This window comes from Streptomyces sp. NBC_00162 (assembly GCF_024611995.1).
GTDB lineage: Bacteria > Actinomycetota > Actinomycetes > Streptomycetales > Streptomycetaceae > Streptomyces.
In genome coordinates, this window is record NZ_CP102509.1 from 3376816 (window position 1) to 3399424 (window position 22609).

Annotated in this window: 22 protein-coding genes and 2 tRNA genes; 11 read left to right on the plus strand and 13 right to left on the minus strand. The window is 71.2% G+C overall.

The window, feature by feature from the left end:
- Positions 1–8: 8 nt before the first annotated feature.
- The 4 genes from JIW86_RS15460 to JIW86_RS15475 all read left to right on the plus strand — a co-directional run bounded on the left by JIW86_RS15460 (position 9) and on the right by JIW86_RS15475 (position 3565).
- Positions 9–722, plus strand: a complete 714-nt coding sequence (locus tag JIW86_RS15460) for a M50 family metallopeptidase (RefSeq protein ID WP_257554269.1) — start codon at positions 9–11, stop codon at positions 720–722.
- Between the two features lie 53 nt (positions 723–775).
- Positions 776–2131, plus strand: coding sequence for a 3-phosphoshikimate 1-carboxyvinyltransferase (gene aroA / locus JIW86_RS15465; RefSeq protein ID WP_215146765.1), 1356 nt, complete (start codon positions 776–778; stop codon positions 2129–2131).
- Positions 2132–2139: 8 nt separating this feature from the next.
- Positions 2140–3150, plus strand: coding sequence for a ribosome small subunit-dependent GTPase A (gene rsgA, locus JIW86_RS15470; protein WP_215146764.1), 1011 nt, complete (start codon positions 2140–2142; stop codon positions 3148–3150).
- 91 nt (positions 3151–3241) lie between these two features.
- Positions 3242–3565 (plus strand): DMT family transporter, encoded by a 324-nt coding sequence (locus JIW86_RS15475; protein WP_150517955.1) that lies wholly within the window; start codon positions 3242–3244, stop codon positions 3563–3565.
- Here JIW86_RS15475 and JIW86_RS15480 read toward each other — a convergent pair.
- The gene (locus JIW86_RS15480; RefSeq protein WP_215146763.1) at positions 3531–4070 is read right to left on the minus strand and encodes a TetR/AcrR family transcriptional regulator; all 540 of its coding nucleotides are present in this window, start codon (positions 4068–4070) and stop codon (positions 3531–3533) included. The genes JIW86_RS15475 and JIW86_RS15480 overlap by 35 nt on opposite strands.
- Before the next feature lie 114 nt (positions 4071–4184).
- Here JIW86_RS15480 and hisN point away from each other — a divergent pair, with 114 nt between their 5' ends.
- Positions 4185–4988 (plus strand): histidinol-phosphatase, encoded by an 804-nt coding sequence (gene hisN, locus JIW86_RS15485; RefSeq protein ID WP_257554270.1) that lies wholly within the window; start codon positions 4185–4187, stop codon positions 4986–4988.
- 149 nt (positions 4989–5137) lie between these two features.
- A complete protein-coding gene (locus JIW86_RS15490) occupies positions 5138–5530 on the plus strand; it encodes a cyclic nucleotide-binding/CBS domain-containing protein (protein WP_257554271.1) in 393 nt (130 codons plus the stop codon).
- Between the two features lie 65 nt (positions 5531–5595).
- Here the strand turns inward: JIW86_RS15490 and JIW86_RS15495 are convergent, their stop codons facing one another.
- Positions 5596–7065 (minus strand): catalase, encoded by a 1470-nt coding sequence (locus JIW86_RS15495; RefSeq protein WP_251065070.1) that lies wholly within the window; start codon positions 7063–7065, stop codon positions 5596–5598.
- 130 nt (positions 7066–7195) lie between these two features.
- Here JIW86_RS15495 and JIW86_RS15500 point away from each other — a divergent pair, with 130 nt between their 5' ends.
- On the plus strand, positions 7196–7612 hold the full coding sequence (locus JIW86_RS15500) for a Fur family transcriptional regulator (RefSeq protein WP_031144892.1): 417 nt from the start codon (positions 7196–7198) through the stop codon (positions 7610–7612).
- 154 nt (positions 7613–7766) lie between these two features.
- Here JIW86_RS15500 and JIW86_RS15505 read toward each other — a convergent pair.
- Positions 7767–7840 (minus strand) — tRNA-Met (locus tag JIW86_RS15505).
- A 47-nt stretch (positions 7841–7887) separates the two neighbouring features.
- Positions 7888–8487 carry a TetR/AcrR family transcriptional regulator gene (locus tag JIW86_RS15510; protein ID WP_257554273.1) on the minus strand — a complete coding sequence of 200 codons (600 nt, stop codon included), beginning with the start codon at positions 8485–8487 and terminating at the stop codon, positions 7888–7890.
- A gap of 107 nt (positions 8488–8594) precedes the next feature.
- Between JIW86_RS15510 and JIW86_RS15515 the strand changes: the two genes are divergently transcribed.
- Complete coding sequence (locus tag JIW86_RS15515; RefSeq protein ID WP_257554274.1) at positions 8595–9671, plus strand: FAD-dependent oxidoreductase; 1077 nt, start codon at positions 8595–8597, stop codon at positions 9669–9671.
- Positions 9672–9714: 43 nt separating this feature from the next.
- Here JIW86_RS15515 and JIW86_RS15520 read toward each other — a convergent pair whose 3' ends face one another.
- From JIW86_RS15520 to JIW86_RS15530, 3 genes are all read right to left on the minus strand, one after another.
- A complete protein-coding gene (locus JIW86_RS15520; protein ID WP_406366264.1) occupies positions 9715–11577 on the minus strand; it encodes a tetratricopeptide repeat protein in 1863 nt (620 codons plus the stop codon).
- 201 nt (positions 11578–11778) lie between these two features.
- Positions 11779–11852, minus strand: a tRNA-Met gene (locus JIW86_RS15525).
- A 52-nt stretch (positions 11853–11904) separates the two neighbouring features.
- Complete coding sequence (locus tag JIW86_RS15530; protein WP_257559328.1) at positions 11905–14787, minus strand: UPF0182 family protein; 2883 nt, start codon at positions 14785–14787, stop codon at positions 11905–11907.
- Between the two features lie 132 nt (positions 14788–14919).
- On the opposite strand from JIW86_RS15530, the gene JIW86_RS15535 reads away from it, so the two are divergent.
- Positions 14920–15489: a PPA1309 family protein gene (locus JIW86_RS15535; RefSeq protein WP_215146755.1), complete on the plus strand. Its 570-nt coding sequence runs from the start codon at positions 14920–14922 to the stop codon at positions 15487–15489.
- A gap of 17 nt (positions 15490–15506) precedes the next feature.
- Here the strand turns inward: JIW86_RS15535 and JIW86_RS15540 are convergent, their stop codons facing one another.
- From JIW86_RS15540 to JIW86_RS15555, 4 genes are all read right to left on the minus strand, one after another.
- Positions 15507–16598, minus strand: a complete 1092-nt coding sequence (locus tag JIW86_RS15540) for a PDZ domain-containing protein (protein ID WP_257554277.1) — start codon at positions 16596–16598, stop codon at positions 15507–15509.
- A gap of 84 nt (positions 16599–16682) precedes the next feature.
- Positions 16683–16880 carry a hypothetical protein gene (locus JIW86_RS15545; protein WP_215146753.1) on the minus strand — a complete coding sequence of 66 codons (198 nt, stop codon included), beginning with the start codon at positions 16878–16880 and terminating at the stop codon, positions 16683–16685.
- Positions 16881–17045: 165 nt separating this feature from the next.
- Positions 17046–17507, minus strand: coding sequence for a molybdenum cofactor biosynthesis protein MoaE (locus JIW86_RS15550; RefSeq protein WP_215146752.1), 462 nt, complete (start codon positions 17505–17507; stop codon positions 17046–17048).
- 215 nt (positions 17508–17722) lie between these two features.
- Positions 17723–18829, minus strand: a complete 1107-nt coding sequence (locus JIW86_RS15555; protein WP_257559329.1) for an SDR family oxidoreductase — start codon at positions 18827–18829, stop codon at positions 17723–17725.
- 279 nt (positions 18830–19108) lie between these two features.
- On the opposite strand from JIW86_RS15555, the gene JIW86_RS15560 reads away from it, so the two are divergent.
- Entirely contained in the window at positions 19109–20551 is a 1443-nt protein-coding gene (locus JIW86_RS15560; RefSeq protein WP_215149249.1) for a zinc-dependent metalloprotease, read from the plus strand.
- Positions 20548–21072: an NUDIX hydrolase gene (locus tag JIW86_RS15565; RefSeq protein WP_257554279.1), complete on the plus strand. Its 525-nt coding sequence runs from the start codon at positions 20548–20550 to the stop codon at positions 21070–21072. Before JIW86_RS15560 ends, JIW86_RS15565 begins: the two co-directional genes overlap by 4 nt.
- 75 nt (positions 21073–21147) lie before the next feature.
- On the opposite strand, the gene JIW86_RS15570 is transcribed toward JIW86_RS15565, so the two are convergent.
- Both JIW86_RS15570 and JIW86_RS15575 read right to left on the minus strand, forming a co-directional pair.
- Positions 21148–21903, minus strand: a complete 756-nt coding sequence (locus JIW86_RS15570) for an AIM24 family protein (protein ID WP_215149251.1) — start codon at positions 21901–21903, stop codon at positions 21148–21150.
- 17 nt (positions 21904–21920) lie between these two features.
- Positions 21921–22601, minus strand: coding sequence for an AIM24 family protein (locus JIW86_RS15575; protein ID WP_215149254.1), 681 nt, complete (start codon positions 22599–22601; stop codon positions 21921–21923).
- Positions 22602–22609: the final 8 nt, after the last annotated feature.

Sequence of the window (22609 nt, forward strand, 5' to 3'; positions counted from 1 at the left end):
GCCACCTCATGGACAGCAGCACGACGGCCGGCCTCTGGGACCGGCTCACGGGTATACAGACGGCGCCCGACCTGTGGCTGGTGATCGTGACCGGCGTGGCCGCGCTGGCCGCCGTGGGCCCGCGCCCGCTGTGGCGGCTGTCGCGCAACGCCGTGACCATCGCGCACGAGGGCGGCCACGGCCTGCTGGCGCTGCTGACCGGGCGGCGGCTCGACGGGATACGGCTGCACTCCGACACCAGCGGGGTCACCGTCAGCCGGGGCAAGCCGACCGGGCTGGGCATGATCCTGACCGCCGCGGCCGGGTACACCGCGCCCTCGCTGCTCGGGCTCGGCGGGGCGGCCCTGCTGTCCGCGCACCGGATCACGCTGCTGCTGTGGGTGGCCACCGTCCTGCTGGTGGCGATGCTGGTGATGATCCGGAACGCCTACGGGGCCCTGACCGTGGTGCTGACCGGCGGGGCCTTCCTGCTGGTGTCCTGGCTGGCCCCCGCCGAGGTGCAGGCCGTCTTCGCGTACGGGGTGGTGTGGTTCCTGCTGCTCGGCGGGGTCCGGCCGGTCTTCGAGCTCGGGGCCAAGCGCCGGCACGGCGGAGCGCCGGATTCGGACGCCGATCAGCTCGGTCGGCTCACCCACGTGCACCCGGTGGTGTGGCTGCTCCTCTTCCATGTTGTCGCGCTGTGCTCCCTGGTGGGCGGCGGCCGCTGGCTTCTCGCCCTCTGAGACCGGGCAGCGATCAAGATCCGGGTCCGGAGGAAGCCACTAAAGTGGTGGCCATGACCGAGACCCCCGCGCTCCACGCCCTCTGGCCCGCCCCGATCGCCGACGCTGCCGTCCATGCCACCGTCACCGTGCCGGGGTCCAAGTCGGTCACCAACCGCGCTCTCGTGCTCGCCGCGCTCGCCGCCGAGCCGGGCTGGGTGCGCCGCCCGCTGCGCTCGCGCGACTCCCAACTGATGGCCGACGCCCTGCGCGCGATGGGCGTGGGCATCGAGGAAACCGTCTCCTCCAGTTCGGCCGGCGAGGGCGCCGGCGGCGAGGCCTGGCGGATCATCCCGGCCGCCCTGCACGGCCCGGCCACCGTCGACGTCGGCAACGCGGGCACGGTCATGCGCTTCCTGCCGCCCGTCGCCACCCTCGCCGACGGCGACATCCGCTTCGACGGCGACCCGCGCTCCTACGAGCGGCCGCTGGGCCAGGTCATCAACGCCCTGCGCACCCTCGGCGCCCGGATCGACGACGACGGCCGGGGCGCTCTGCCGCTGACCGTGCAGGGCGGCGGGGCCCTGGAGGGCGGCGTCGTGGAGATCGACGCCAGCAACTCCTCCCAGTTCGTCTCCGCGCTGCTGCTCTCCGCCCCGCGTTTCAACCAGGGCATCGAGGTGCGGCACGTGGGCAGCAACCTGCCGTCGATGCCGCACATCCGGATGACGGTGGAGATGCTGCGCGCGGCGGGCGCCCAGGTCGACACCCCCGAAGCCGGCGGCGAGAAGAACGTGTGGCGGGTGGCCCCCGGCGCCCTGCTCGGCCGCGATCTGGTGGTGGAGCCGGACCTGTCCAACGCCCAGCCCTTCATGGCCGCGGCGCTGATCACCGGCGGTACGGTCACCATCCCGGACTGGCCGCGCCGCACCACGCAGCCCGGCGACGCGCTGCGCCGGATCTTCACGGAGATGGGCGGCTCCTGCGAGCTGACCGACGCGGGCCTGGTCTTCACCGGCACCGGCAAGATCCACGGCATCGACGTGGACCTGGGCGAGGTCGGCGAACTCACCCCGGGCATCGCGGCGGTGGCGGCCCTGGCCGACTCGGAGTCGGTCCTGCGCGGGGTCCAGCACCTGCGGCTGCACGAGACGGACCGGCTGGCCGCGCTGACCAAGGAGATCAACGCGCTCGGCGGCGACGTCACCGAGACGGCGGACGGCCTGCACATCCGGCCGCGCCCGCTGCACGGCGGCACCTTCCACACGTACGACGACCACCGGATGGCCACCGCGGGCGCGGTGATCGGCCTGGCGGTGGAGGGCGTACTGATCGAGAACGTGGCGACGACCGCGAAGACCCTGCCGGACTTCCCGAGGATGTGGGCGGATATGCTCGCAGGGGATTCCGAAGCGGGATCGGGAGCGTAGGGCCCGTCATGCGCAGGTACGGCAAGCACACCGACGAGGACGACATCCGCCAGCGCCCCAACCCCAAGGGCAACCGGCCGCGTACGAACATCCGCCCCAAACACGAGGACGCCTCCGAGGGATTCGTCCTCACCGTCGACCGCGGCCGGCTGACCTGCCTGGTCGGGGACCGCACGGTCCACGCGATGAAGTCCAGGGAACTGGGCCGCAAGGCGGCGGTGGTCGGGGACCTGGTCTGGATCGTCGGTGACCTGTCCGGCAAGAAGGACACCCTCGCCCGGATCGTACGGATCGAGGAGCGCAAGTCCGTCCTGCGGCGCACCGCCGACGACGACGACCCGTACGAGCGGGTGGTCGTCGCCAACGCCGACCAGCTGGCCATCGTGACGGCCCTGGCCGACCCGGAGCCGCGGCCCCGGATGATCGACCGCTGTCTGGTGGCGGCGTACGACGCCGGTCTGGAACCGCTGCTGGTGCTCACCAAGTCCGATCTGACCTCCGCCGACAAGATCCTGGAGATCTACTCGACGCTCGGCGTGAACTACGTGGTGACCAACCGCGAGGAGCTCGCGACGGGCGACGCGGCCGACCGGGTGCGCGAACGTCTCAACGGCCGGATCACCGCCTTCGTCGGCCATTCGGGCGTCGGCAAGACCACCCTGGTGAACTCGCTGGTCGCCGAGGGCCGCCAGCGCGCCACGGGGCACGTCAACGCGGTCACCGGCCGCGGCCGGCACACCACCACCTCGGCGCTCGCGCTGCCGCTGCCGGGCGGCGACGGCTGGGTCATCGACACCCCGGGCGTGCGCTCCTTCGGCCTGCACCACGTGGATCCGTCCCGGGTGATCCTGGCCTTCCCGGACCTGGTGCCCGGTACCGAGGAGTGCCCGCGCGCCTGCAGCCACGACGAGCCGGACTGCGCGCTCGACAAGTGGGTGGAGGACGGCCACGCGGACCCGGCGCGGCTGTACTCACTGCGGCGGCTGCTGGAGACGCGGGAGCGCCGCGAAGGCGACTGACGCAGCGTCGGGTTTGCCGAAGATCGCGTCTGGATAAATCCATAATCGCACCAAGTGACGAGAAATCACGTGACGCGGGGAGGCATTCGACATGGCGTGGCTGCTCGTCGTGGTGGCCGGACTCCTGGAGACCGGATTCGCGGTCTGCCTCAAGCTGTCCCACGGCTTCACCCGACTGTGGCCGACCGTCGCCTTCGCCTGCTTCGCCCTCGGCAGCTTCGGCCTGCTCACGCTGGCCCTCAAGAAGCTGGACGTCGGTCCGGCGTACGCGGTGTGGACCGGCATCGGCGCCGCCGGGACGGCGATCTACGGCATGATCTTCCTCGGCGACCTGGTCTCCACCCTCAAGCTCGTCTCGATCTCCCTGGTGATCCTCGGGGTCATCGGGCTCCAGCTGTCCGGTTCTGCGCACTGAGCAGCCGGAGCAGTTCTCCCGCCCCCGGGTCCTCCCCCGGGGCCACCACGTAGGAGAGGGCGAGCCGTATCGCGAGCTCGCACCGCTGGACGTCCTCCGCGGGCATGAGCGCGGCGGCCGCCCGGTCCCGTACCGACCGGGCCAGTTCACCGGGCCCGGGCGCACGGCCCGCAGCGGGCAGGTCCGGGTCCCAGAACCCGGTCAGCAGGGCCCGTACGAGGGGATAGGCGCGGGCCGCCCGTACGGTCCACTCCGCGACCGCGGCGAGCCGTTCGGCGGTCGGGGCGGGGGTGGACAGGGCTCGCTCGACCCCGTCGAGGTACCGCTCGCCCTCGCGCCGGACCAGGGCGCGGCCCAGGCCGCCCTTGCCGCCGAACTCGTTGTAGAGGGTCTGCCGGGACACCCCGGCGGCCGCCGCCACGTCGACCATCCGCACGGCCGGCCAGGGGCGCGCCGAGAGCGCCGCTCCCGCCGCCTCCAGCAAGGTCTCCCGGGCTGCCGGCATCGTCGCCTCCCCACTGGGCCGTTCCCGCTGGGCTCCCCGGCCAGAGTTGACGGGGCGACAGATCCTGTCAAGGGCGCGTCCCGGCCGCGCCACCGGCCGCGATACTGTTCGGCCATGTCCGAGTATGACGATGACCTGCGCCTTGCCCTCGAACTCGCCGACGCGGCGGACGTCGCGACGATGGAGCGGTTCCGTGCCCTCGACCTCAAGGTCGAGACGAAGCCGGACATGACCCCGGTGAGCGAGGCGGACCAGGCCGCCGAGGCCATCATCCGGGCCGGCATCGAAGCCGCGCGGCCCGACGACGCGATCCTCGGCGAGGAGTACGGCCTGCAGGGCAGCGGCCCGCGGCGCTGGGTCGTGGACCCGATCGACGGCACGAAGAACTACGTGCGCGGCGTCCCGGTCTGGGCGACCCTGATCTCCCTGATGACGGAGGGCGAGGACGGCGTCTTCCGCCCCGTGGTGGGCGTGGTGTCCGCGCCCGCGCTGGGCCGCCGCTGGTGGGCGGTGCGGGGCGGCGGTGCGTACGGCGGCGGCGCGCTCGGCGAGACCACGCCGATCGGCGTCTCGAAGGTGGGCGGGCTGGGCGACGCCTCGTTCGCGTACTCCTCGCTGAGCGGCTGGGAGGAGCAGGGCCGCCTCGCCGGCTTCCTGGACCTGACCCGCGCCTGCTGGCGTACGCGCGGCTACGGCGACTTCTGGCCGTACATGATGGTCGCGGAGGGCTCGCTGGACCTGTGCGCCGAGCCGGAGCTGAACCTCTGGGACATGGCGGCCATCGCGGTCGTGGTCCAGGAGGCGGGCGGCCGCTTCACCAGCCTGGACGGGGTGGACGGGGTGCACGGCGGGAACGCGGCGGCCTCCAACGGACTGCTCCACGAGGAGATGCTGGAGCTGCTGCGCCCGCGCGCCTGAGTACGCGCCTGTGCGTGCCCTCTTGTTGACGGTGCGTGTCCGTGGGAATCTGAGAATCCCCCGCTTGTGCGCTTGTGAACTCTTTCTCTAGGATCCTCCGGGCGCACCACACCCAAGCGGCGGGACTCACCCAGGAGGTGGCTCTCTTCATGCTCGTCCGTGACGCAATGAGCACCGTGATCCTCACCCTCGGACCCGCGCACACCCTGCGGCAGGCGGCCTGCCTGATGTCGGGGCGGCGCGTCGGCGCGGCCGTCGTACTCGACCCCGACCACAGCGGAATCGGCATCCTGACCGAGCGCGACATCCTCAACTCGATCGGCGCGGGCCACGATCCCGACCGCGAGGCCGTGGGTGCGCACACCACGAACAACGTGGTGTTCTGCACCCCGGACGCCACCTTGCAGGAGGCCGCCGAGGCCATGGCCCACGGCGGCTTCCGGCACCTGATCGTGCTGGAGAACGGCGGCCCGGTGGGCATCGTCTCCGTACGCGACATCATCCGCTGCTGGGTGCCCGCGCGGCGTACGGTCCCGGCATAGAGCGACGACGGGCCAGAACCCGTGGGGGTTCCGGCCCGTCGTCCTGCTACGGCAAGCGATCCGTGTCAGCCGCGAAGGGCCTGGACCGCGGCGTCGAGCCGCTTGCCGAAGTCGCCGTCCGCCTGGCGGAAGTTGTCGATCGCACGCTCGACGATGTCGTCGCGGGAGACCTTGGCGATGAAGCCGGCCAGGTTCTCGACCAGGCGGGACTTCTCGTCCTCCGAGTACAGGCGGTAGAGGTTGCCCGCCTGGACGAAGTCGTTGTCCTCACTGTGGACGGCCGCGGGGTGGTTGCCCGTGCCGCCGGTCAGGTCGATCGGCTGCCACAGCGGGCGGTCCGTCTGGTGCGGGCCGCCGAAACTGTTCGGCTCGTAGTTCTTCGCACCCTTGTGACGGCCGTCGTACAGGTAGCCGTCGCGGGAGTTGGTGCGCGCCTCGGTGGCGTGCGGGCGGTTCACCGGCAGGTGGTCGGCGTTGATGCCGACGCGGTAGCGGTGGGCGTCGCCGTAGCCGAAGAGTCGGCCCTGGAGCATCTTGTCCGGGGACGGACCGATGCCGGGGACGAAGTGCGCCGGGGAGAAGATCGACTGCTCGACCTCGGCGAAGACGTTCTCCGGGTTGCGGTTGAGCTCCAGCTTGCCGATCTCGACCGGCGGGTAGTCCTCGTGCGGCCACACCTTGGTGAGGTCGAACGGGTTGAAGCGGTACTGGGCCGCCTCGGCCGCCGGCATGATCTGGACCTGCACGGTCCAGGACGGGAACTCGCCGCGCTCGATGGACTCGCGCAGGTCGCGCTGGTGCGAGTCGGGGTCCTCACCGGCGAGCTGGTTGGCCTCGGCCTGGGTGAGGTTCTTGATGCCCTGGTCGGTCTTGAAGTGGTACTTGACCCAGAAGACCTCGCCGGCCTCGTTGTTCCACTGGAACGTGTGCGAGCCGTAGCCGTTCATGTGGCGGTAGGACGCCGGGATGCCGCGGTCACCGAACAGCCAGGTCACCTGGTGGGTCGACTCGGGCGACAGACCCCAGAAGTCCCAGACGTTGTCCGCCTCCTGCGAGCCCGTGTACGGGTCGCGCTTCTGGGTGTGGATGAAGTCCGGGAACTTGATGGCGTCCTTGATGAAGAACACCGGGGTGTTGTTGCCGACGAGGTCGTAGTTGCCCTCTTCGGTGTAGAACTTCAGCGCCCAGCCGCGGGGGTCGCGCACGGCGTCGGCGCTGCCGAGGTTGCCGGCGACGGTGGAGAAGCGCAGGAAGGTCTCGGTCTGCTTGCCGACCTCGGACAGGAACTTGGCGCGGGTCCACTGCGAGACGTCACGGGTCAGCGTGAAGGTGCCGTACGCACCGGCGCCGCGGGCGTGCACCACGCGCTCCGGGATGCGCTCACGGTTGAAGTGCGCGAGCTTCTCGAGTAGGAGCTGGTCCTGGACGAGGACGGGCCCGCCGACGCCTGCAGTCTCGCTGTTCTGGTTGTCGGCGACCGGAGCCCCGGCCTCCGTGGTGAGCGGTCCCTGCGTCACGTGCGCCTCCTGCGTCATTCCTGCATGTCCTGTCCTTGGCCTTTGCCGTACCCGATCCTACGATGGACTTTGTCTAAGTCAAGTAAGCATCCAAGTCCGCACTGATTCGGGAGTTACACCGAGTCCCCTCACTGTTAGGCTGACGTCTATGAGTGACCTGCTGGAACGACTTCGCGGACGCGGATGGCGCATGACCGCACAGCGGCGTGTCGTGGCCGAGGTGCTCGACGGTGACCACGTTCACCTGACGGCCGACGAGGTGCACGCGCGTGCCGTGGCCAAGCTGCCGGAGATCTCCCGGGCGACGGTCTACAACACGCTGGGCGAGCTGGTGACCCTCGGCGAGGTCCTGGAGGTCTCCACGGACCGCCGCGCCAAGCGGTACGACCCGAACGCCCACCGGCCCCACCAGCACCTGGTCTGCGCCCAGTGCGGCGCGATCCGCGACGTCCACCCGGCGGGCAACCCGCTGGCCGACCTGCCGGACACGGAGCGCTTCGGCTTCGTGGTGTCGGCGGTCGAGGTGACGTACCGCGGGGTGTGCCCGAACTGCGCGGCCGCCTGACCTGACCTGATCGACGAGGAAGGCCGGGAGCATCAGCTCCCGGCCTTCTTTCGTGGCGCGCGACGGCTCGTCCGCGACGCGACGCGGCCCGGCCGTTCACCTTCAGAAACGACTCGAGGCCCGGATCCATGGGATCCGGGCCTCGGGCCTTCAGTAGCGGGGACAGGATTTGAACCTGCGACCTCTGGGTTATGAGCCCAGCGAGCTACCGAGCTGCTCCACCCCGCGTCGGTAAACCCAACGTTACGTGAGGGCCCCCGGCAGATGCAAATCGGTTAACCGGCCGCCAGTCCCCGGTGGAGAAGCGCGGTGAGGGTGTCGACCACTTCATCGTCGTCGAAGGCATTCGCGCTGGTCATGGCCGCATAGCCCAGCATCGAGATCATGGCCCCCATCGCCGCGGCGACGAGCTGGGGATCACCGGGCAGCTCCTGGCCGCGTTCGCGCATGTACGCGAGGTGTTCGCGCAACGGCGCGGTTTCCGCCACGAGCCCCTCCCAGGCCTGTCCCGACCGGGGCGGCTCCGCCATGGACTTCTGGAACAGGGCGACCACGACGGGCAGGTGGTCCCGGAAGACCTCCCAGCTCACCGCGATGTGCGTACGCAGCTGCGCACGGTCGGCGAGGTCGTGGTCGCGCGGGTGGTCATGGGAACCGACCGCGGCGTCCACCTGGGCCCCCATGTCCGCCATCAGCGCGTTCAGCAGCTCGTCCTTGCCGGCGAAGTGTTCGTAGAAGGAGCCGGTGGAGCGGCCGGCCGCCTTGGTGATGTCGGTGATCTTCGTCTGCGTGTAGCCGCGTTCCAGGAAGAGCGCCCGCGCCGCCTCCTTGAGCGCCGCCTCCGTGCCGGCCGCCTTCTCCTTGCGCACTCCCACCGCGATCCCCGTTCCCGCTTGACGCCACCTTCGCGCCCTCATCATACTGAACCCGATTTCACTGAATTAATATTCAGTGAATGTGGATTCACCGAAAGGGGTCGGGCATGCGTGTGTCAGTCATCGGGGGCGGAGTGGCCGGAGCGGCGAGCGCGATCGCGTTGCGTCGGCGTACGGGAGCCGAGGTCACCGTCTACGAGGCGTACGAAGATCCCGCGGGCCAGGTGGGCTCGTTCCTGAGCCTCGCCGTCAACGGGCTGCGCGGGCTGGACGAGCTGGGCTGCCTCGCCCGGGTCCAGGAGGCCGGGTTCCCGGTCGCCGACCAGCTGATGTGGTCGGCGTCGGGCAAGCTCCTCGGCAAGGTGCCCCGCGGCCGGCTGGCCTCGGACACCCTGCACAGCACGACCCTGCTGCGGGGGCGGCTCGTGGAGGTCCTGCGCGCGGAGGCGGAGCGGGCGGGGGTGCGGATCGAGACGGGCCGACGGGTCGACCCGTCCGGTGTGGAAGGGGACCTGGTGGTGGCCGCGGACGGCCTCTGGTCGGCGAGCCGCACCGCGCTGGACCCGGCGGCCCCGGTCCCCGAGTACGCCGGGCTCTACAGCGTGTCGGGGGTCTCGGAGGGCCTGGACCTGGCCCGGGGCTCCTTCCACATGACCTTCGGCCACCGGGGCGCGTTCCTCTGCATCCCGGCGCCGGACGGCACGGTGTGGTGGTCGGCCCAGGTGGCCGCGCCCGAGCCCCCGGACCCGGCGGAGGTCACCCTGGGCCTGCTCACGGAGCTGTACCGCACCTCGCGGATGCCGCTCGACGTACTGCGGGCGGCGACGCGCGTCGACCGTCCGATGCCGATGCACCGGCTGGCGGAGCTTCCCGTGTGGCACGACGACCGCACCGTCGTGATCGGTGACGCCGCCCACCCGGTGGGCGCCGGGCAGGGCGCCTCGATGGCGATCGAGGACGCGGTGGCGCTCGCGCGGTGCGTATCGACGGCACCGGACGTCCGGACGGCGCTGGCCGAGTACACCCGGCTGCGCCGCCCCCGCGCGGCCCGCATGACCAAGGCCGCCGCGTCCAACCGCGACTCCAAGACCCCGGGCACGGTCCAGCGCCGCGTCAACGACCTGCTGATGCCCTTCGTCTTCCGGCACGCCTACGCCCGCTCCACGGGCTGGCTCTACCGCTGAGCGGCCAGGCCGGCCCCGGCAGCCCCGGTCACGGGCGCCGGGGTCAGGCCGAGAGCTCCTCCGCCAGGGCGTCGCGCAGGCGTGCCGCGCGCTGCGAGACCTCCTCCGGGCCCAGCTCGATCGCGCGCACGCACCACTTCTGCCCCTCGGCCAGGTCACCGTGGCGCGCCGCCAGCAGCCCCAGCCGCAGGGCCGCCCGGCCGTGGCCCGCCACCGCCGCGCGGGTCCACCACAGGGCGGCCTCCGGCTCGCTCCCCTCGCGGGCCAGCAACAGCCCCAGGTTGAAGGCACCGTTGCGGGACCCGGCCTCGGCCGCCTCCCGGTACCAGCGCGCGGCGGCCGCCAGGTCACCGCGGGCGGCCGCGAGCATGCCGACCCGCACCTGGGCCCGGCGGTGCCCCAGCTCGGCGGCCCGCTCGTACCACTCCTCGCTCTCGGTCCGCGGGGCGCCGCCGACCGGCTCGCCCAGCGCCACCGGCTCCGGCGCCGGGGCCAGCGACTCCAGCAGCGAGGCCAGCCGGAAGGCCGCCTCCGCGCTGCCGCCGCCCGCCGCGCACCGCAGGTGCCGCTCGGCGGCCCGCTCCTCGCCGTCGCGCACCAGCGCGATGCCGACCTGGAGCGCGGCGTCGGTGTGGCCCGCCGACGCGGCCCGCTCGTACCACTTCAGCGCCGTGCGGTCCTCGTCGCGGCTGGCGAACAGGATCCCGAGGTTGAAGGCGGCGTCCACGCTGCCCGCCTCGGCCGCCTTCGAGAACCACGGCTCCGCGCCCGCCGCGTCCCCGCCCTGGAGCAGCAGGATGGCGAGCGCGTTGGCCGCCTCGCGGTGGCCGGCGTAGGCCGCCCGCCGGTACCACTGCTCGGCCTGCGCGGTCCGTTCCTGTGCGACGCACAGCAAAGCAAGGTTGTACGCCCCGTTCTGGTCGCCCGCGTCCATGGCGGTGCGGTACCAGCGCTCCGCGGTCTGGGTCTCGCCGCGGGCAGCGTGCAGCGCGCCCAGCGCGTTCGCGGCGTTGCCGTCGCCGTCCTGGGCAGCGCGGTGCCACCACGTGGCGGCGCTGTCCTCGTCACCGGCGTCGCGCAGCAGGAAGCCCAGCGCGCAGGCCGCCCGGGCCTCCCCCTGCTTGGCGGAGGTCAGGTACCAGCGCCCGGCCTCCTTGAGCTCCCCGCGCGCCTCGAGCAGCGCGCCCAGGTGCAGCGCGGCGCGACGGTGTCCGCGCGCGGCGGCCTGCCGGTACCACTGCTCGGCCTCGGTGGGGTCTCCCTTGCGCAGGTGCCGTGCCAGCCGGTAGGCGGCCTCGCGGTGCCCCTGTTCCGCCGCGGCGCGGAACCACCGCTCCACGCCCTTGTCCCCGCGGTGCTCGAGCAGGTCGGCCAGACCGTACGCCCCCAGCGCGTGGCCGGATTCCGCCGCCTGGCGGAGCCAGTACTCGGCGGCGGGCTCGTCGCCGCGCTCGCGGAAGTGACGGCCCAGGGCGTGCGCGGCCGGAGCGGATCCGGCCACGGCCGCGACCCGCCACCAGCCGGCGGCCTCCTCCGGGTAGCCCCGCTGGTGCAGCAGTACGCCCAGGTTGTTCGCGGCGGCGCGGTCCCCTTCCCCCGTGGCGCCGCGCAGGTACGGCTCGGCCCCGTCCAGGTCGCCGCGGCGCAGCAGCAGCGCACCGAGCACGCTCATGGCGCCCGGGTCGCCCTTGTCGGCGGCCACCCGGTGCCGGGCCTCGAGCTCGGCGTCGCTGGCCGCGTCGGTCTCGGCGAACATTTCCTCCGCGCTGTGCTTGTCCAAGAAATCCGCATCGGTCAGTGCGGTCTGCGCGTTGACAACGGGAGCCGTGTCACCGGCTCCCGTACCCGGCTCGGCATCCGCCCTCGCAAACCGCCCTGTCTCCAGCAGAGTTGACCTGTCCCCCATAAATCCCATCGTCGCATCACCTGCTACCCGCGTACACCTGGTATGTCGCAGCCAGTGAGGTCACTACAGCGTTTTGTCGACATGCCCATAGAGAGCCAAGTCAAACACGCTCCTGCCCCAACTCACCCGTCTCAGCTACCGCGTGTCCGCCCCGGGCATGACGAAGGCCCGGATCCCATGGATCCGGGCCTTCGTCTTCAGTAGCGGGGACAGGATTTGAACCTGCGACCTCTGGGTTATGAGCCCAGCGAGCTACCGAGCTGCTCCACCCCGCGTCGGTGAAACCACAGTATCACGACGCGGGACGGAGCCATTACCGGTTGATCGTCAGCCTGCCGGCTTGGGCGCCGTCAGCTTCGCCTCCGCGTCGATCGCCCGCTTCAGCGCCGCCTTGATCTCGTCCTGCGCCTTGCCGAAGGCCGCCCAGTCACCGGCCTGCCTGGCCTTCTCGGCGTCCTCGATGGCCTTCGACGCGTCGGCGAGCGCCGCCTTCACCGTCGGGTCCGTGGCAGCCGGAGGCGTCGTGGTGCCCTCGCCCGGCGGCTGGGCCGGAGGCACGGGCGTGGTCGGAGCCTCGGCCCCGAAGACCACGTTCAACGCCTTCTCCAGCGTGTCCTCGAACGCGGTCTGCCCGCCGTAGGTCACCAGCACCTTGCGCAGCAGCGGGTACTTCAGCCCCGAACTGCGCACGTACACCGGCTCCACGTAGAGCATTCCGCCGTCGAGCGGGACCGTGAGCAGGTTGCCGTACTCGACCTCCGAGTCGCCACCGCGCAGCAGGCGGATCGACTCGGCGATCTTCGGCTCGGACTGGAACTTGCTCTGGACCTGCTTGGGGCCGTCGACCGGCTTGCTGGTCGGCAGCTTCAGCACGCTGATCTTGCCGTAGTCCGGGGTGCCCGGATCGGCGTTGACCGCCATGAAGGCGCTCAGGTTGTCCCGCTCGTTCGGCGTGAACGTCGTGGTGAGCGAGAAGACCTGGTCCTTCTCCGTCTGGCCCGGCAGCTTCATCGACAGGTAGTACGGCGGAACCGCCGTGCCGGCCTTGGTCGTCGGGTCGTCGGGGACGGCCCAGGCCTCACTGCCGCTGAGGAAGGTCTGCGGGTCGGTGACGTGGTAGCGGGTCAGCAGCTCGCGCTGGACCTTGAACAGGTCCTGCGGGTAACGCAGGTGGTCCATGAGCGGCTTGGAGATCTCGCTCTTGGGCTTCACCGTGCCCGGGAACGCCTTCATCCAGGTCTTCAGGACCGGGTCCTGGGTGTCCCACTGGTACAGGCTGACCGTGCCGTCGTACGCGTCGACGGTGGCCTTCACCGAGTTCCGGATGTAGTTGACCTGGTTCTCCTGCGCCACGACCGCGCGCTGGCTGTTGGTCAGCGAGTCCGCGGTGCTCTGGCCCAGCGTGGTGCGCGAGGCGTACGGGTACCCGTTGGTGGTCGTGTACGCGTCGACGATCCACTTGACCTTGCCGTCCACGACCGCCGGGTACGGGGCGCCGTCGATGGTCAGCCACGGGGCGACGGCCTCGACGCGCTCCTTGGGCGTGCGGTTGTACAGGATCCGCGAGCCGTCGCCGATGGCCCCGGAGTACAGGATCTGCGGCTCGCTGAAGGTCAGCGCGTACGCCGCCCGGTTGATCGGGTTGTCGAGGCTGACGCCGGAGTTCCCGGTGTAGCTCGTCTCCTTCTCGCCCTTGTCGTCCGAGTAGTCGAGCTCCTTCTGCGGTCCGCCGACGATCGAGTACTGCTTCGTCTGCTCGCCGTAGTAGATGCGCTGCTCGAAGTCCGTGCCGAACATGCCCTTGGAGGGCAGGTCGGACTGGGTGAAGTCGGGAGCGCCCTGGTCACCGACCGTGGTGCCCTTGGCCGCGACCACGCCGTAGCCGTGCGTGTACTTGAAGTGGTCGTTGATCCAGTTGTTCTTCGGGATGCCGCCGATGTTCAGCTCGCGCAGCCCGATGACCGTGTCCTGGCCGTTGTACCGGTCCACGGCGAGCGTGGACGGGAAGGCGTAGTAGCCCTTGACCTGCTGGAGCTGCTGGAAGGCCGGCGAGACGATGTTCGGGTCGAGGAGGCGGACGCTGGCGGTCGTGTCGGCCGCCTTGCGCAGCTGGTTCTTGTCCGTCCCCGCGGCCGGTACGCCCGGGTAGTCCTTGACCTCGGAGCCGGCGATCCCGTAGGCGTCGCGCGTCGCCTTGATGTTCTTCTCGACGTACGGCGACTCCTTGGCCTGCTCGTTCGGCTGGACCTGGAACTTCTGCACGATCGCCGGGTACAGCCCGCCGATCAGGATCGCCGAGAGCACCATCAGGCCGAAGCCGATGACCGGCAGCTGCCAGGTGCGGCGCCACAGCGTCGCGAAGAACAGCGCGGCGCAGATCGCGGCGATGGCGACCAGGATCGTCTTCGCCGGGAGGTAGGCGTTCGCGTCGACGTAGCGCAGGCCGGTCCAGTTGTCCGCGGCCTTGAAGTCACTGGACTTCACGGCGAGGCCGTACCGGTCGAGCCAGTACGCGATCGCCTTGAGCGTGACGAAGAGGCCGAGCAGCACCGACAGGTGGCCGGTCGCCGCGGCGGTGGCCCGGGCGCCCGGGCTGGTCACGCGCAGTCCGCCGTACAGGTAGTGCACGACGGCCGCGGCGATCACCGACAGGACGACCGCGGCGAAGCCGAAGCCGAGGAGGAAGCGGTACCAGGGCAGGTCGAAGGTGTAGAACGACACGTCCAGGTGGAACTCGGGGTCCTTCTGACCGAAGGGCACCCCGTTCACGTACATCAGCCAGGTCTTCCACTGGCCGGCCGCAGAGGCGCCCGCGATCAGACCGACGAGCACGGAGATGCCGAGCAGCAGCCACTTCTTGTACGGGGCGACGCTCATCCGGTAGCGGTCGAGGCTCTGCTGCTCCATCGACATCGCGCTGAGCGGCGGTCGCAGCCGGTGCGCCAGCCAGATGTTGAACCCGACGGCACCCGTCATCAGCAGACCGAAGACGGCGAAGAGGCCGATCTTGGTCCACAGGGTGGTGGTGAAGACCGTGGAGTACTTCACGGAGCGGAACCAGAGCCAGTCCGTCCAGAAGCCCGCGAACATGATGAAGAGCATGACCAGGACAGCCAGCACGCCCAGGGTCATGAGGAGAGTGCGGGCTCGCCGGGACGGGCGGCCGACTCTCATCCGTGGCCCCGAAGGGCCTCCGCCGCGGTCCGGCATCTGGAAAGCCAAGGTGCGCACCTCTGAAAGTCGCTGGGTCTGGTATTCAACGGACCCGCCGATCGTAGAGCCCACTCATGCAACTTACGGAGGCATCGGTCAGTTCCCGGTATCCGGCGGAAAGGAGGCAGGATGTTGCCCATGTCCAACCTTTCGCCTTCCCCCGGCACGCCGATGGCGGCCAGCCCGCTGACCCGGGCCTGTCTCGAGATCGACGAGTACGCGGCCGGCCTCGGCTGGGACCAGCCCGCCCGGCTGTTCGCCCTGGTCGACACCGCCAAGCTCAAGAAGCAGGAACCGCGCCTCGCCGGTCAGCTCGGCCTCGACCAGGACGACGCCGGCAAGACCTCCCTCACCCCGATCGAGCAGGACGAGCTGCCCGCCGGGACCGCCCTCGACAAGTTCCTGGGCACCATCGCCTGGCCCGACGCCGTCGTCGGCTGCGCGCTGACGGTCGAGCGGCTGATGCTGCCGCCGTCCGCGGAGGCCTCCGTACCGGAGGGCCTGAACGACAAGCAGCTGGCGAAGTGGGTCGCCGGGCACCCGGAGCGGCAGGAGGTCCGGCTGACCGTGGCCGTGCTGCGCGACGGCTCGCGGGAGTCGGCCGTACGGCTGCGCGAGAAGGACTCCTCGACCGAGGTCCTCACCGGCGGGGGCCTGGTGCCCGGCCTGGCCGAGGCGCTGGCGGCGACCTTCTCGTAGCAGGGGTCCGGGACCGGTCAGGGCTTGGCCGCGCACTGCGGCAGCCCGGCCGTGTCCCCCTTGCTGATCTTCTGCAGCGACTGCGTGGCGTCGGCGATGGTGGAAACCTTCACCAGGGTCAGCCCGTCGGGCACGTGCGCGGCCGCGGCGGCGCAGTTGTCGGCGGGCGTCAGGAAGTACCGGGCGCCGGCCTGGCGGGCGCCGATGGTCTTCATCTGGATGCCGCCGATCGGCCCGACCTTGCCCGCGTCGTCGATGGTGCCGGTGCCCGCGACGAACTTGCCGCCGGTCAGGTCCTCCGCGGTGAGCTTGTCGACGATGCCGAGGGCGAACATCAGCCCGGCACTGGGGCCGCCGACGTCGGCGAGCTTGATGTCGATCGTGAACGGGAAGGTGTGGTCGGTCCCGGCCCGGATGCCGACGATGGCGTGGCCGTCGCCCTCCGCCTTGCCCGCCGTGATCGTGACCTTGGTGGAGCCGGTGGGCTCGCGATTCGCCTTCGCCGCCTCGGCCGCCTCGGCGGCGGGCACGATGGTGAACTCGACCGGCTCGCCGGGCTTGTGCTTGGTGACGAGCTTCGCCACGTCCTCGGGGGCGGTGACGGGGGCGCCGTCCACCGCCTTGATGACGTCACCGGCGTGCAGCGTGCCGTCGGCGGGGCTCGCCTTGACCACGGAGGCGACGATGACGCGGGCGGAGACCGGAATGCCGAGCTGCTTGAGAGCCGCCACCTTGGCGCTCTGCTGCGACTGGCTGAACTCCTCGGCGTTCTCCTGGGTGGACTCCTCGTCCGTCTTGCCGTTCGGGTAGAGGTTCTCGTGCGGCACGACGATGTTGTCGTCGGCCAGCCACCCGTACACCGCTTCCAGCAGGTTCATGTCGTAGTCCGCGCCGGTGACGCGGACCGTCGTCATGTTGAGGTGACCGCTGGTCGGGAACGTCGGGCGCCCCGAGATGTTGAGGACGGGCTCGCCGTGCGAGTCCCCGAGCGTGTTCACGGTCGGGCCCGGGCTCATCTCGGAGTACGGGACCTTGATGAACACTCCTGCGCAGAGCAGCGCGAACAGCACGAGGGTGGAAGCGAGCATCGTCGCAGTGCGGCGTGGCATGGATCCGACAGTACGGGACGGCCCTGACGGGCGGCCGCTGGGGCCGGTCCGTACGGGGCCGTACGCGGAACTCCCGGCGGAATCTCAGACGGCGTCGGAGCCGGAGTGGGCCTCTGCCTTCGCCCTGGCCTGTTCGGCGTTGCCCATGGCCTCGCGGAACCGCGCGTAGCCGGCGAGCTCGGATATGTCACCTTGCGTGCGGTCGCGTGCCGCCCAGCTGCCCCATATGCCCGCGCCTATCGCGGCGAACAGCGGAATCAGCAACCACGCCAGAGACGCCATGGGCGTGCCTCCCTACCCCGAAGTACATGTCGTTGGTGGCTTCAACGCTCATGCCCGGGAGGGGGTTACGCAAATCGAGGGCGTGTTGCGCGGCCGAACGGGTGCGAGGCTACCCCCTTCCGGGGGCAGCCTCGCGACCGGGGGTTCAGCAGGCCTCAGCGGGCCTCAGCAGGCGCCGACCCACTCCTCCGTGCCGTCGGCGAACGTCTGGTGCTTCCAGATCGGGACCTCGTGCTTGAGGTCGTCGATCAGCATCCGGCAGGCCTCGAAGGCCTCGCCGCGGTGCGGGCAGGACACGGCGACGACCACCGCCAGGTCGCCGACGGACAGGTCGCCCACGCGGTGCACGGCGGCCAGGGCGCGGACCGGGTACTTGGCCACGACCCGCTCGGCGACCCGGCGCATCTCGGCCTCCGCCGTCGGGTGGCAGGAGTAGCCGAGCGAGTCGACGTCCGCCCCGCTGTCGTGGTTGCGCACCGTGCCGACGAAGAGCGTCGTACCGCCCGTCGCGTCGTCGCCGACGGCCTGGAAGACCTCGTCGATCGAGAGCGGGGTCTCACGGATGCCGAGCAGCCGGATCGGGTCCTGCGCGGCCTGCTCACCGGGGTGATCGAAGTTCGGTGCCATGCCTTCATCGTGCCCTAGCCGCTGACATGGCGAAATAGCAGATTCGCCCGTGCCGCTCCCACCCGCTTGGGATCCTCATACGAAACCCAGCAAAATCCAGCCCCGCCTGGGGGCACCTCCCAGCGGTAGCTGGGGGAGTTTGAGGCGCGGGGTCCGGGGCGGAGCCCCGGCAACGGCGCCGCACGGGGCTACGGCCGGGACCCAGGCCGGCCCGGTCAGATCCCCCGGCGGCGGCGGGCCGCCCGGACCACCGCGGCGGCGCCCAGCAGCGCGACCGTCGCACCTGCGGCACCCGCAGCGGTGGCGTCCTTGCGGCCCAGGCGGCGGCCCGCGACCGTGTGCCGGCCCGCGACCTCCTGGAGGAGCTCGGCCAGCACCTCCTCGTTGGTCCAGCGCGGCCGCCAGCCCGCCGCGTGCAGGCCGCTGACGCTGACCACCCACGGGTGCATCGTGTACGCGAGGTCCCCGGCCGGGGAGGGGGTCAGGCCGATGCGGTGCAGCCGGGCCGCGGCCCCCAGGGCGACCGCCGAGGGGAGCTCCATGCGGCGGATCCCGCTCAGCTCCTCCACCTCCTCCTGCTCCAGCCAGCCCTCGCAGCCCACCGCGAGCTCGCCCTCGACCTTCTCCAGGGCGGCGTACTCCAGTGCGCTGACCAGGTCCTCCACGTGGCAGAACTGCCAGGTGGGGCGGGATCCGGCGACGACGAGCAGGCGCGGGGACTCGAAGTACCGGGTCAGGGCGGTGTCCGTGCCGCCGACCAGGACCGCGGGGCGGATCACGGTGACGTTCAGGCCGGGGTGCGCCCGGGGGGCCCGGCGGCCGAGACGTTCGATCTCCAGCAGGTCGCCGACGCCGGTGGCCTCGGCGGTGGCCCGCAGCTCGGAGTCCTCCGAGAGCGGGATGTCGTTGTCGGGCAGGGCCCCGTAGACCATCGCGGAGGTGCACAGCACCACCCGGTGGACGCCGGCCGCCGCGGCGGCCGTCAGCACGGTCTGGGTTCCGCGCACGTTGTACGCCGTACGGGCCGCCGGGTCGGTCTCGAGATCCAGGTCCAGGGCGAGGTGGACGACGACGTCCGCGCCGCGCAGCTTCTCGGCGATGGCGGGGTCCCGTACGTCAAGGACGTGCCACTGCGCGGCCGCGCAGTCCCCGCGCCGCTCGTCGATCGCCACGACCTGCTTGACCTCGTCGGATGCCACCAGGCGGGTCACCAGGGCCGCGCCGACGCCCGACGCGGCGCCGGTCACGGCGATCACCGGGCTGCGCCGTGGCGGGCCGGCCTGGTTTCGCGGCTGGCGAACGCCGGGAGCGTCTTCGCCCAGCTCAGAGCGGTTTTCGGCGTCGTGGGGCGCGCGGCTGTGCTTGTCCGAGCTGTGTTTGCCCAAAGCGTGCGGATCCGGGGAACTCACCAGGCGTCTCCAGCGGTTGTCTTCAGTAGGGACGCGCTGCGGCGCGTACCTACCAGGTGATGTCCATCCTGCCGCAGCCCAGGAGTCGGCGGAGCACCGAGCCCGGAAGCGGGTCTGGTGTCTACGCTGGGTGGTGTTGTCGGACCATTGCCCGTCGGCTCCCGCCGGCGGCCCTACGAGCCGAGGAAACCCGTGAGTGACACCCCATTCGGATTCGGCCTTCCGCCGGAGGAGCCGGAAAACGGCGACGAGGGCAAGAAGAAGGGCAATCAGGGCGGTCAGGGCGGCCCGAATCCGTTCGGGTTCCCGGGCATGAGCCTGCCGGGCGGCGCGGGCGGCGAGGGCGGTGCGGACAATCCGTTCGCCGCGATGTTCGGTTCGATGAACCCGAACGACCTCGGTGCGGCCTTCCAGCAGCTCGGCCAGATGCTCAGCTACGAGGGCGGTCCCGTGAACTGGGACATGGCCAAGGACATCGCCCGCCAGACCGTGGCGCAGGGCACGTCGGACGGCGTGAAGGACACCAGCGTCGGCGTCGCCGAGAAGTCCGCCGTCGAGGAGGCCGTGCGCCTGGCCGACCACTGGCTGGACGGGGTGACCTCGCTGCCCTCGGGCGCCACCACGGCCGTCGCGTGGAGCCGCGCCGAGTGGGTGGAGGCCACCCTCCCGGTGTGGAAGGAGCTCGTGGACCCGGTCGCCGAGCGGGTCGGCGCCGCCATGGGCGGGGTCCTCCCGGAGGAGATGCAGGCCATGGCGGGCCCGCTGCTGGGGATGATGCGCTCCATGGGCGGGGCCATGTTCGGCCAGCAGATCGGGCAGGCCGTGGGCGTGCTCGCGGGCGAGGTCGTCGGCTCCACCGACATCGGGCTGCCGCTGGGTCCGGCCGGCAAGGCCGCCCTGCTGCCGCTGAACATCGAGAGCTTCGGCAAGGACCTGGGCGTCCCCGCCGAGGAGGTGCGGCTGTACCTGGCCCTGCGCGAGGCGGCCCACGCGCGGCTCTTCGCGCACGTGCCGTGGCTGCGCTCGCACCTGTTCGGCGCGGTCGAGGGCTACGCCCGCGGCATCAAGGTCGACACCTCGAAGCTGGAGGACGTGGTCGGGCAGCTGGACCCGTCGAACCCGGAGCAGCTGCAGGAAGCGCTCCAGGGCGGCATGTTCCAGCCCCAGGACACCCCCGAGCAGAAGGCCGCCCTGGCCCGCCTGGAGACGGCGCTCGCGCTGGTCGAGGGCTGGGTCGACGCGGTGGTGCACGAGGCGGCGAAGCCCCGGCTGACCTCGGCGGACGCGATGCGCGAGACCATGCGCCGGCGTCGTGCCTCCGGCGGCCCGGCGGAGCAGACCTTCGCGACGCTGATCGGCCTGGAGCTGCGCCCGCGCCGGCTGCGCGACGCCTCGCGGCTGTGGGCCTCGCTCACCGACGCACGCGGTGTGGACGGCCGCGACGGGCTGTGGGAGCACCCGGACATGCTGCCGACGGCCTCCGACCTGGACGACCCGGACGGCTTCGTGCACCGGGAGCAGCTGGACTTCTCCGAGATCGACAAGATGCTCGGCGAGGCCGCCGAGAAGCACGGGAAGCCCGGGAAGCAGGAGAAGCCCGAGCAGGGCGAAGGCGAAGGCGAAGAGAAGAAGTGAGCCTGCACGACGACGCGGTCCTCGTACTCAAGGGCTACGAGGGCCAGCCCGAGCTGCGCGATGTCTATCTGGAGCACCTGGCCGCGCATCCGGACGGGGTCTACAAGCCCTGCCAGGCCGGACACGTCACGGGCAGCGCGCTGGTGATCGACCCCGAGCAGCGGCGGGTACTGCTGACCCTGCACAAGAAGCTGGGCATCTGGCTGCAGATGGGCGGCCACTGCGAGCCCGGCGACGCCACCCTCGCCGATGCGGCGCTGCGCGAGGCCGTCGAGGAGTCCGGCATCGCGTCCGGGCTGGAGCTGCTGCCCGGCGGTCCGGTGCGCCTGGACCGGCATCCGATCCCGGCGCCCTGCAACTGGCACCTGGACGTGCAGTACGCGGCGCTGGCGCCGGCCGGGGCGGTGGCGGAGATCAGCGAGGAGTCCCTGGACCTGCGCTGGTTCCCGTACGAGGAGGTGGCGGCGGTGGCCGACACCTCGGTCGTACGGCTGCTGGAGGCGACCTTGGCCCGGCTGTGAGCCCGGTGTGACGAGCCTGGTGTGACGAAAGGGGCGGTCCCTCGCGGGGCCGCCCCTTCGCCGTGCCCCGGAAGGCTAGTTCCAGGCGTTGTTCTGGTTCTGCGCGTGCGAGCCGTGCTGGCCCATGCCGAACTGGGCGGCGGCGCCCTGGCCGAGCTGGGCGTTCTGCGGGGGCAGCACCTCACTGGGCTGCACGAGGGCGAAACCGGTGCCGAGGAAGCTCAGCTCCCAGCCCTCGCCGGTGTTGCCGCGCCGCCGCCAGACTCCGGTGGAGTGCGTCTGGGCCTGCATCTGCACCCGCAGCGAGGTGGACCAGGCGACGATGGCGTCCGCGTCGGCGTTGACGTACTTGTCGGGCGTGACCTGCATCATCAGCGGCTGCCCGGAGGTCATCAGGGCGACCTTGCCGCGGCCGGTGATGTTGAGCTGGTACTTGCCGGAGCCGGAGATCCCGTACTGGCTGTCCACCGCGATGGCCTCGGTGTGCAGGGTGGAGTCCAGGGCCAGCACGTAGCTGCTGTCGACGGTGAGGCCGTCCTGGTCCACGTCCACGACGTGCACGTACTGGGCGAGGTTGGCCAGGTAGACCGTGCCCTGCCCGGAGCAGCGCATGAGGTCGAGGCCCTCGCCGGTGCGGGCGCGGGCGGTGCGCTGGTTGGTGCTCTGGTACTCGCCGTCGAAGTCGACGATCCCCTGATAGGCGACCATCGCGCCCTTGCGGGCGAGTACGTCGTCGTGGCCGGTCAGCGAGACCCGCAGCAGCTGCGGGTTCTGGACGGCGTACCGCTCCTGGGACTGTGCCTCGGCGTGGGCGAAAAGTGCGCTCTGCATGATGTGTCCGCTCCCCCTCAGCCCCGGGCCCGGAGCCGGTCGGTGCTGTCCTCGCTGGGCTGTACGACGACGATGCCCTGGCCGGAGAAGGCCATCTGGTAGGCCTCCCCGCTGCCCCGGCCGATCATCGACGAGGCCTTGAAGCTGCGCTTGCCCTTGACCTTGAGATTCGGCGACCAGGCGACGAGCGCGTCCGGGTCGACGTACGTCTCGTCCTCGCCACGGCCGCAGTCGACGACGATCGGCGTGCCGCGCGAGGTGATCGCGACCCAGCCGGTGCCGGCGACCTGCACGTTGAACAGGCCCTGGCCGGCGAACTTCGCCATGCCCTTGACCCGCTCGACGCCCCACTGGAGGTGGGCGTCGAAGGCGAGCAGGTTGGTGCCGTTGACGGAGAGCGCGTCGTTGTTGAGGTTGATGACGACCACGTCGGCGCCGTAGTCGGCGAGGTAGAGCAGGCCGTCACCGGTGCACTTCATCAGCGGGGCGCCTTCGCCGGTGAGCCACTGCGAGGCCATCTGGCGCACGGCCGGCGGGTTGGGCTCGTACTGCACGAAGCCCTCGTAGGCGACCATCGAGCCGGTGCGGGCGAAGAGGTCCTGGCCGCTCTGCATGGCGACCTTGAGCATGGCCCGGCCGTGGTTCTCCATGCGGGCCGTGACGGGGGTCGGGGCGTAGCCCGCGAGCTGCTGGTTCATTGCGTTCA

Bases quoted from the DNA above. Each gene is read 5' to 3' on its own strand.
- JIW86_RS15460 (WP_257554269.1), top strand. From the start codon at position 9: ATGGACAGCAGCACGACGGCCGGCCTCTGGGACCGGCTCACGGGTATA.
- aroA (WP_215146765.1), top strand. From the start codon at position 776: ATGACCGAGACCCCCGCGCTCCACGCCCTCTGGCCCGCCCCGATCGCC.
- rsgA (WP_215146764.1), top strand. From the start codon at position 2,140: ATGCGCAGGTACGGCAAGCACACCGACGAGGACGACATCCGCCAGCGC.
- JIW86_RS15475 (WP_150517955.1), top strand. From the start codon at position 3,242: ATGGCGTGGCTGCTCGTCGTGGTGGCCGGACTCCTGGAGACCGGATTC.
- JIW86_RS15480 (WP_215146763.1), bottom strand. From the start codon at position 4,070: ATGCCGGCAGCCCGGGAGACCTTGCTGGAGGCGGCGGGAGCGGCGCTC.
- hisN (WP_257554270.1), top strand. From the start codon at position 4,185: ATGTCCGAGTATGACGATGACCTGCGCCTTGCCCTCGAACTCGCCGAC.
- JIW86_RS15490 (WP_257554271.1), top strand. From the start codon at position 5,138: ATGCTCGTCCGTGACGCAATGAGCACCGTGATCCTCACCCTCGGACCC.
- JIW86_RS15495 (WP_251065070.1), bottom strand. From the start codon at position 7,065: ATGACGCAGGAGGCGCACGTGACGCAGGGACCGCTCACCACGGAGGCC.
- JIW86_RS15500 (WP_031144892.1), top strand. From the start codon at position 7,196: ATGAGTGACCTGCTGGAACGACTTCGCGGACGCGGATGGCGCATGACC.
- JIW86_RS15515 (WP_257554274.1), top strand. From the start codon at position 8,595: ATGCGTGTGTCAGTCATCGGGGGCGGAGTGGCCGGAGCGGCGAGCGCG.
- JIW86_RS15520 (WP_406366264.1), bottom strand. From the start codon at position 11,577: ATGGGGGACAGGTCAACTCTGCTGGAGACAGGGCGGTTTGCGAGGGCG.
- JIW86_RS15530 (WP_257559328.1), bottom strand. From the start codon at position 14,787: ATGCCGGACCGCGGCGGAGGCCCTTCGGGGCCACGGATGAGAGTCGGC.
- JIW86_RS15535 (WP_215146755.1), top strand. From the start codon at position 14,920: ATGTTGCCCATGTCCAACCTTTCGCCTTCCCCCGGCACGCCGATGGCG.
- JIW86_RS15540 (WP_257554277.1), bottom strand. From the start codon at position 16,598: ATGCCACGCCGCACTGCGACGATGCTCGCTTCCACCCTCGTGCTGTTC.
- JIW86_RS15545 (WP_215146753.1), bottom strand. From the start codon at position 16,880: ATGGCGTCTCTGGCGTGGTTGCTGATTCCGCTGTTCGCCGCGATAGGC.
- JIW86_RS15550 (WP_215146752.1), bottom strand. From the start codon at position 17,507: ATGGCACCGAACTTCGATCACCCCGGTGAGCAGGCCGCGCAGGACCCG.
- JIW86_RS15570 (WP_215149251.1), bottom strand. From the start codon at position 21,903: ATGCAGAGCGCACTTTTCGCCCACGCCGAGGCACAGTCCCAGGAGCGG.
- JIW86_RS15575 (WP_215149254.1), bottom strand. From the start codon at position 22,601: ATGAACCAGCAGCTCGCGGGCTACGCCCCGACCCCCGTCACGGCCCGC.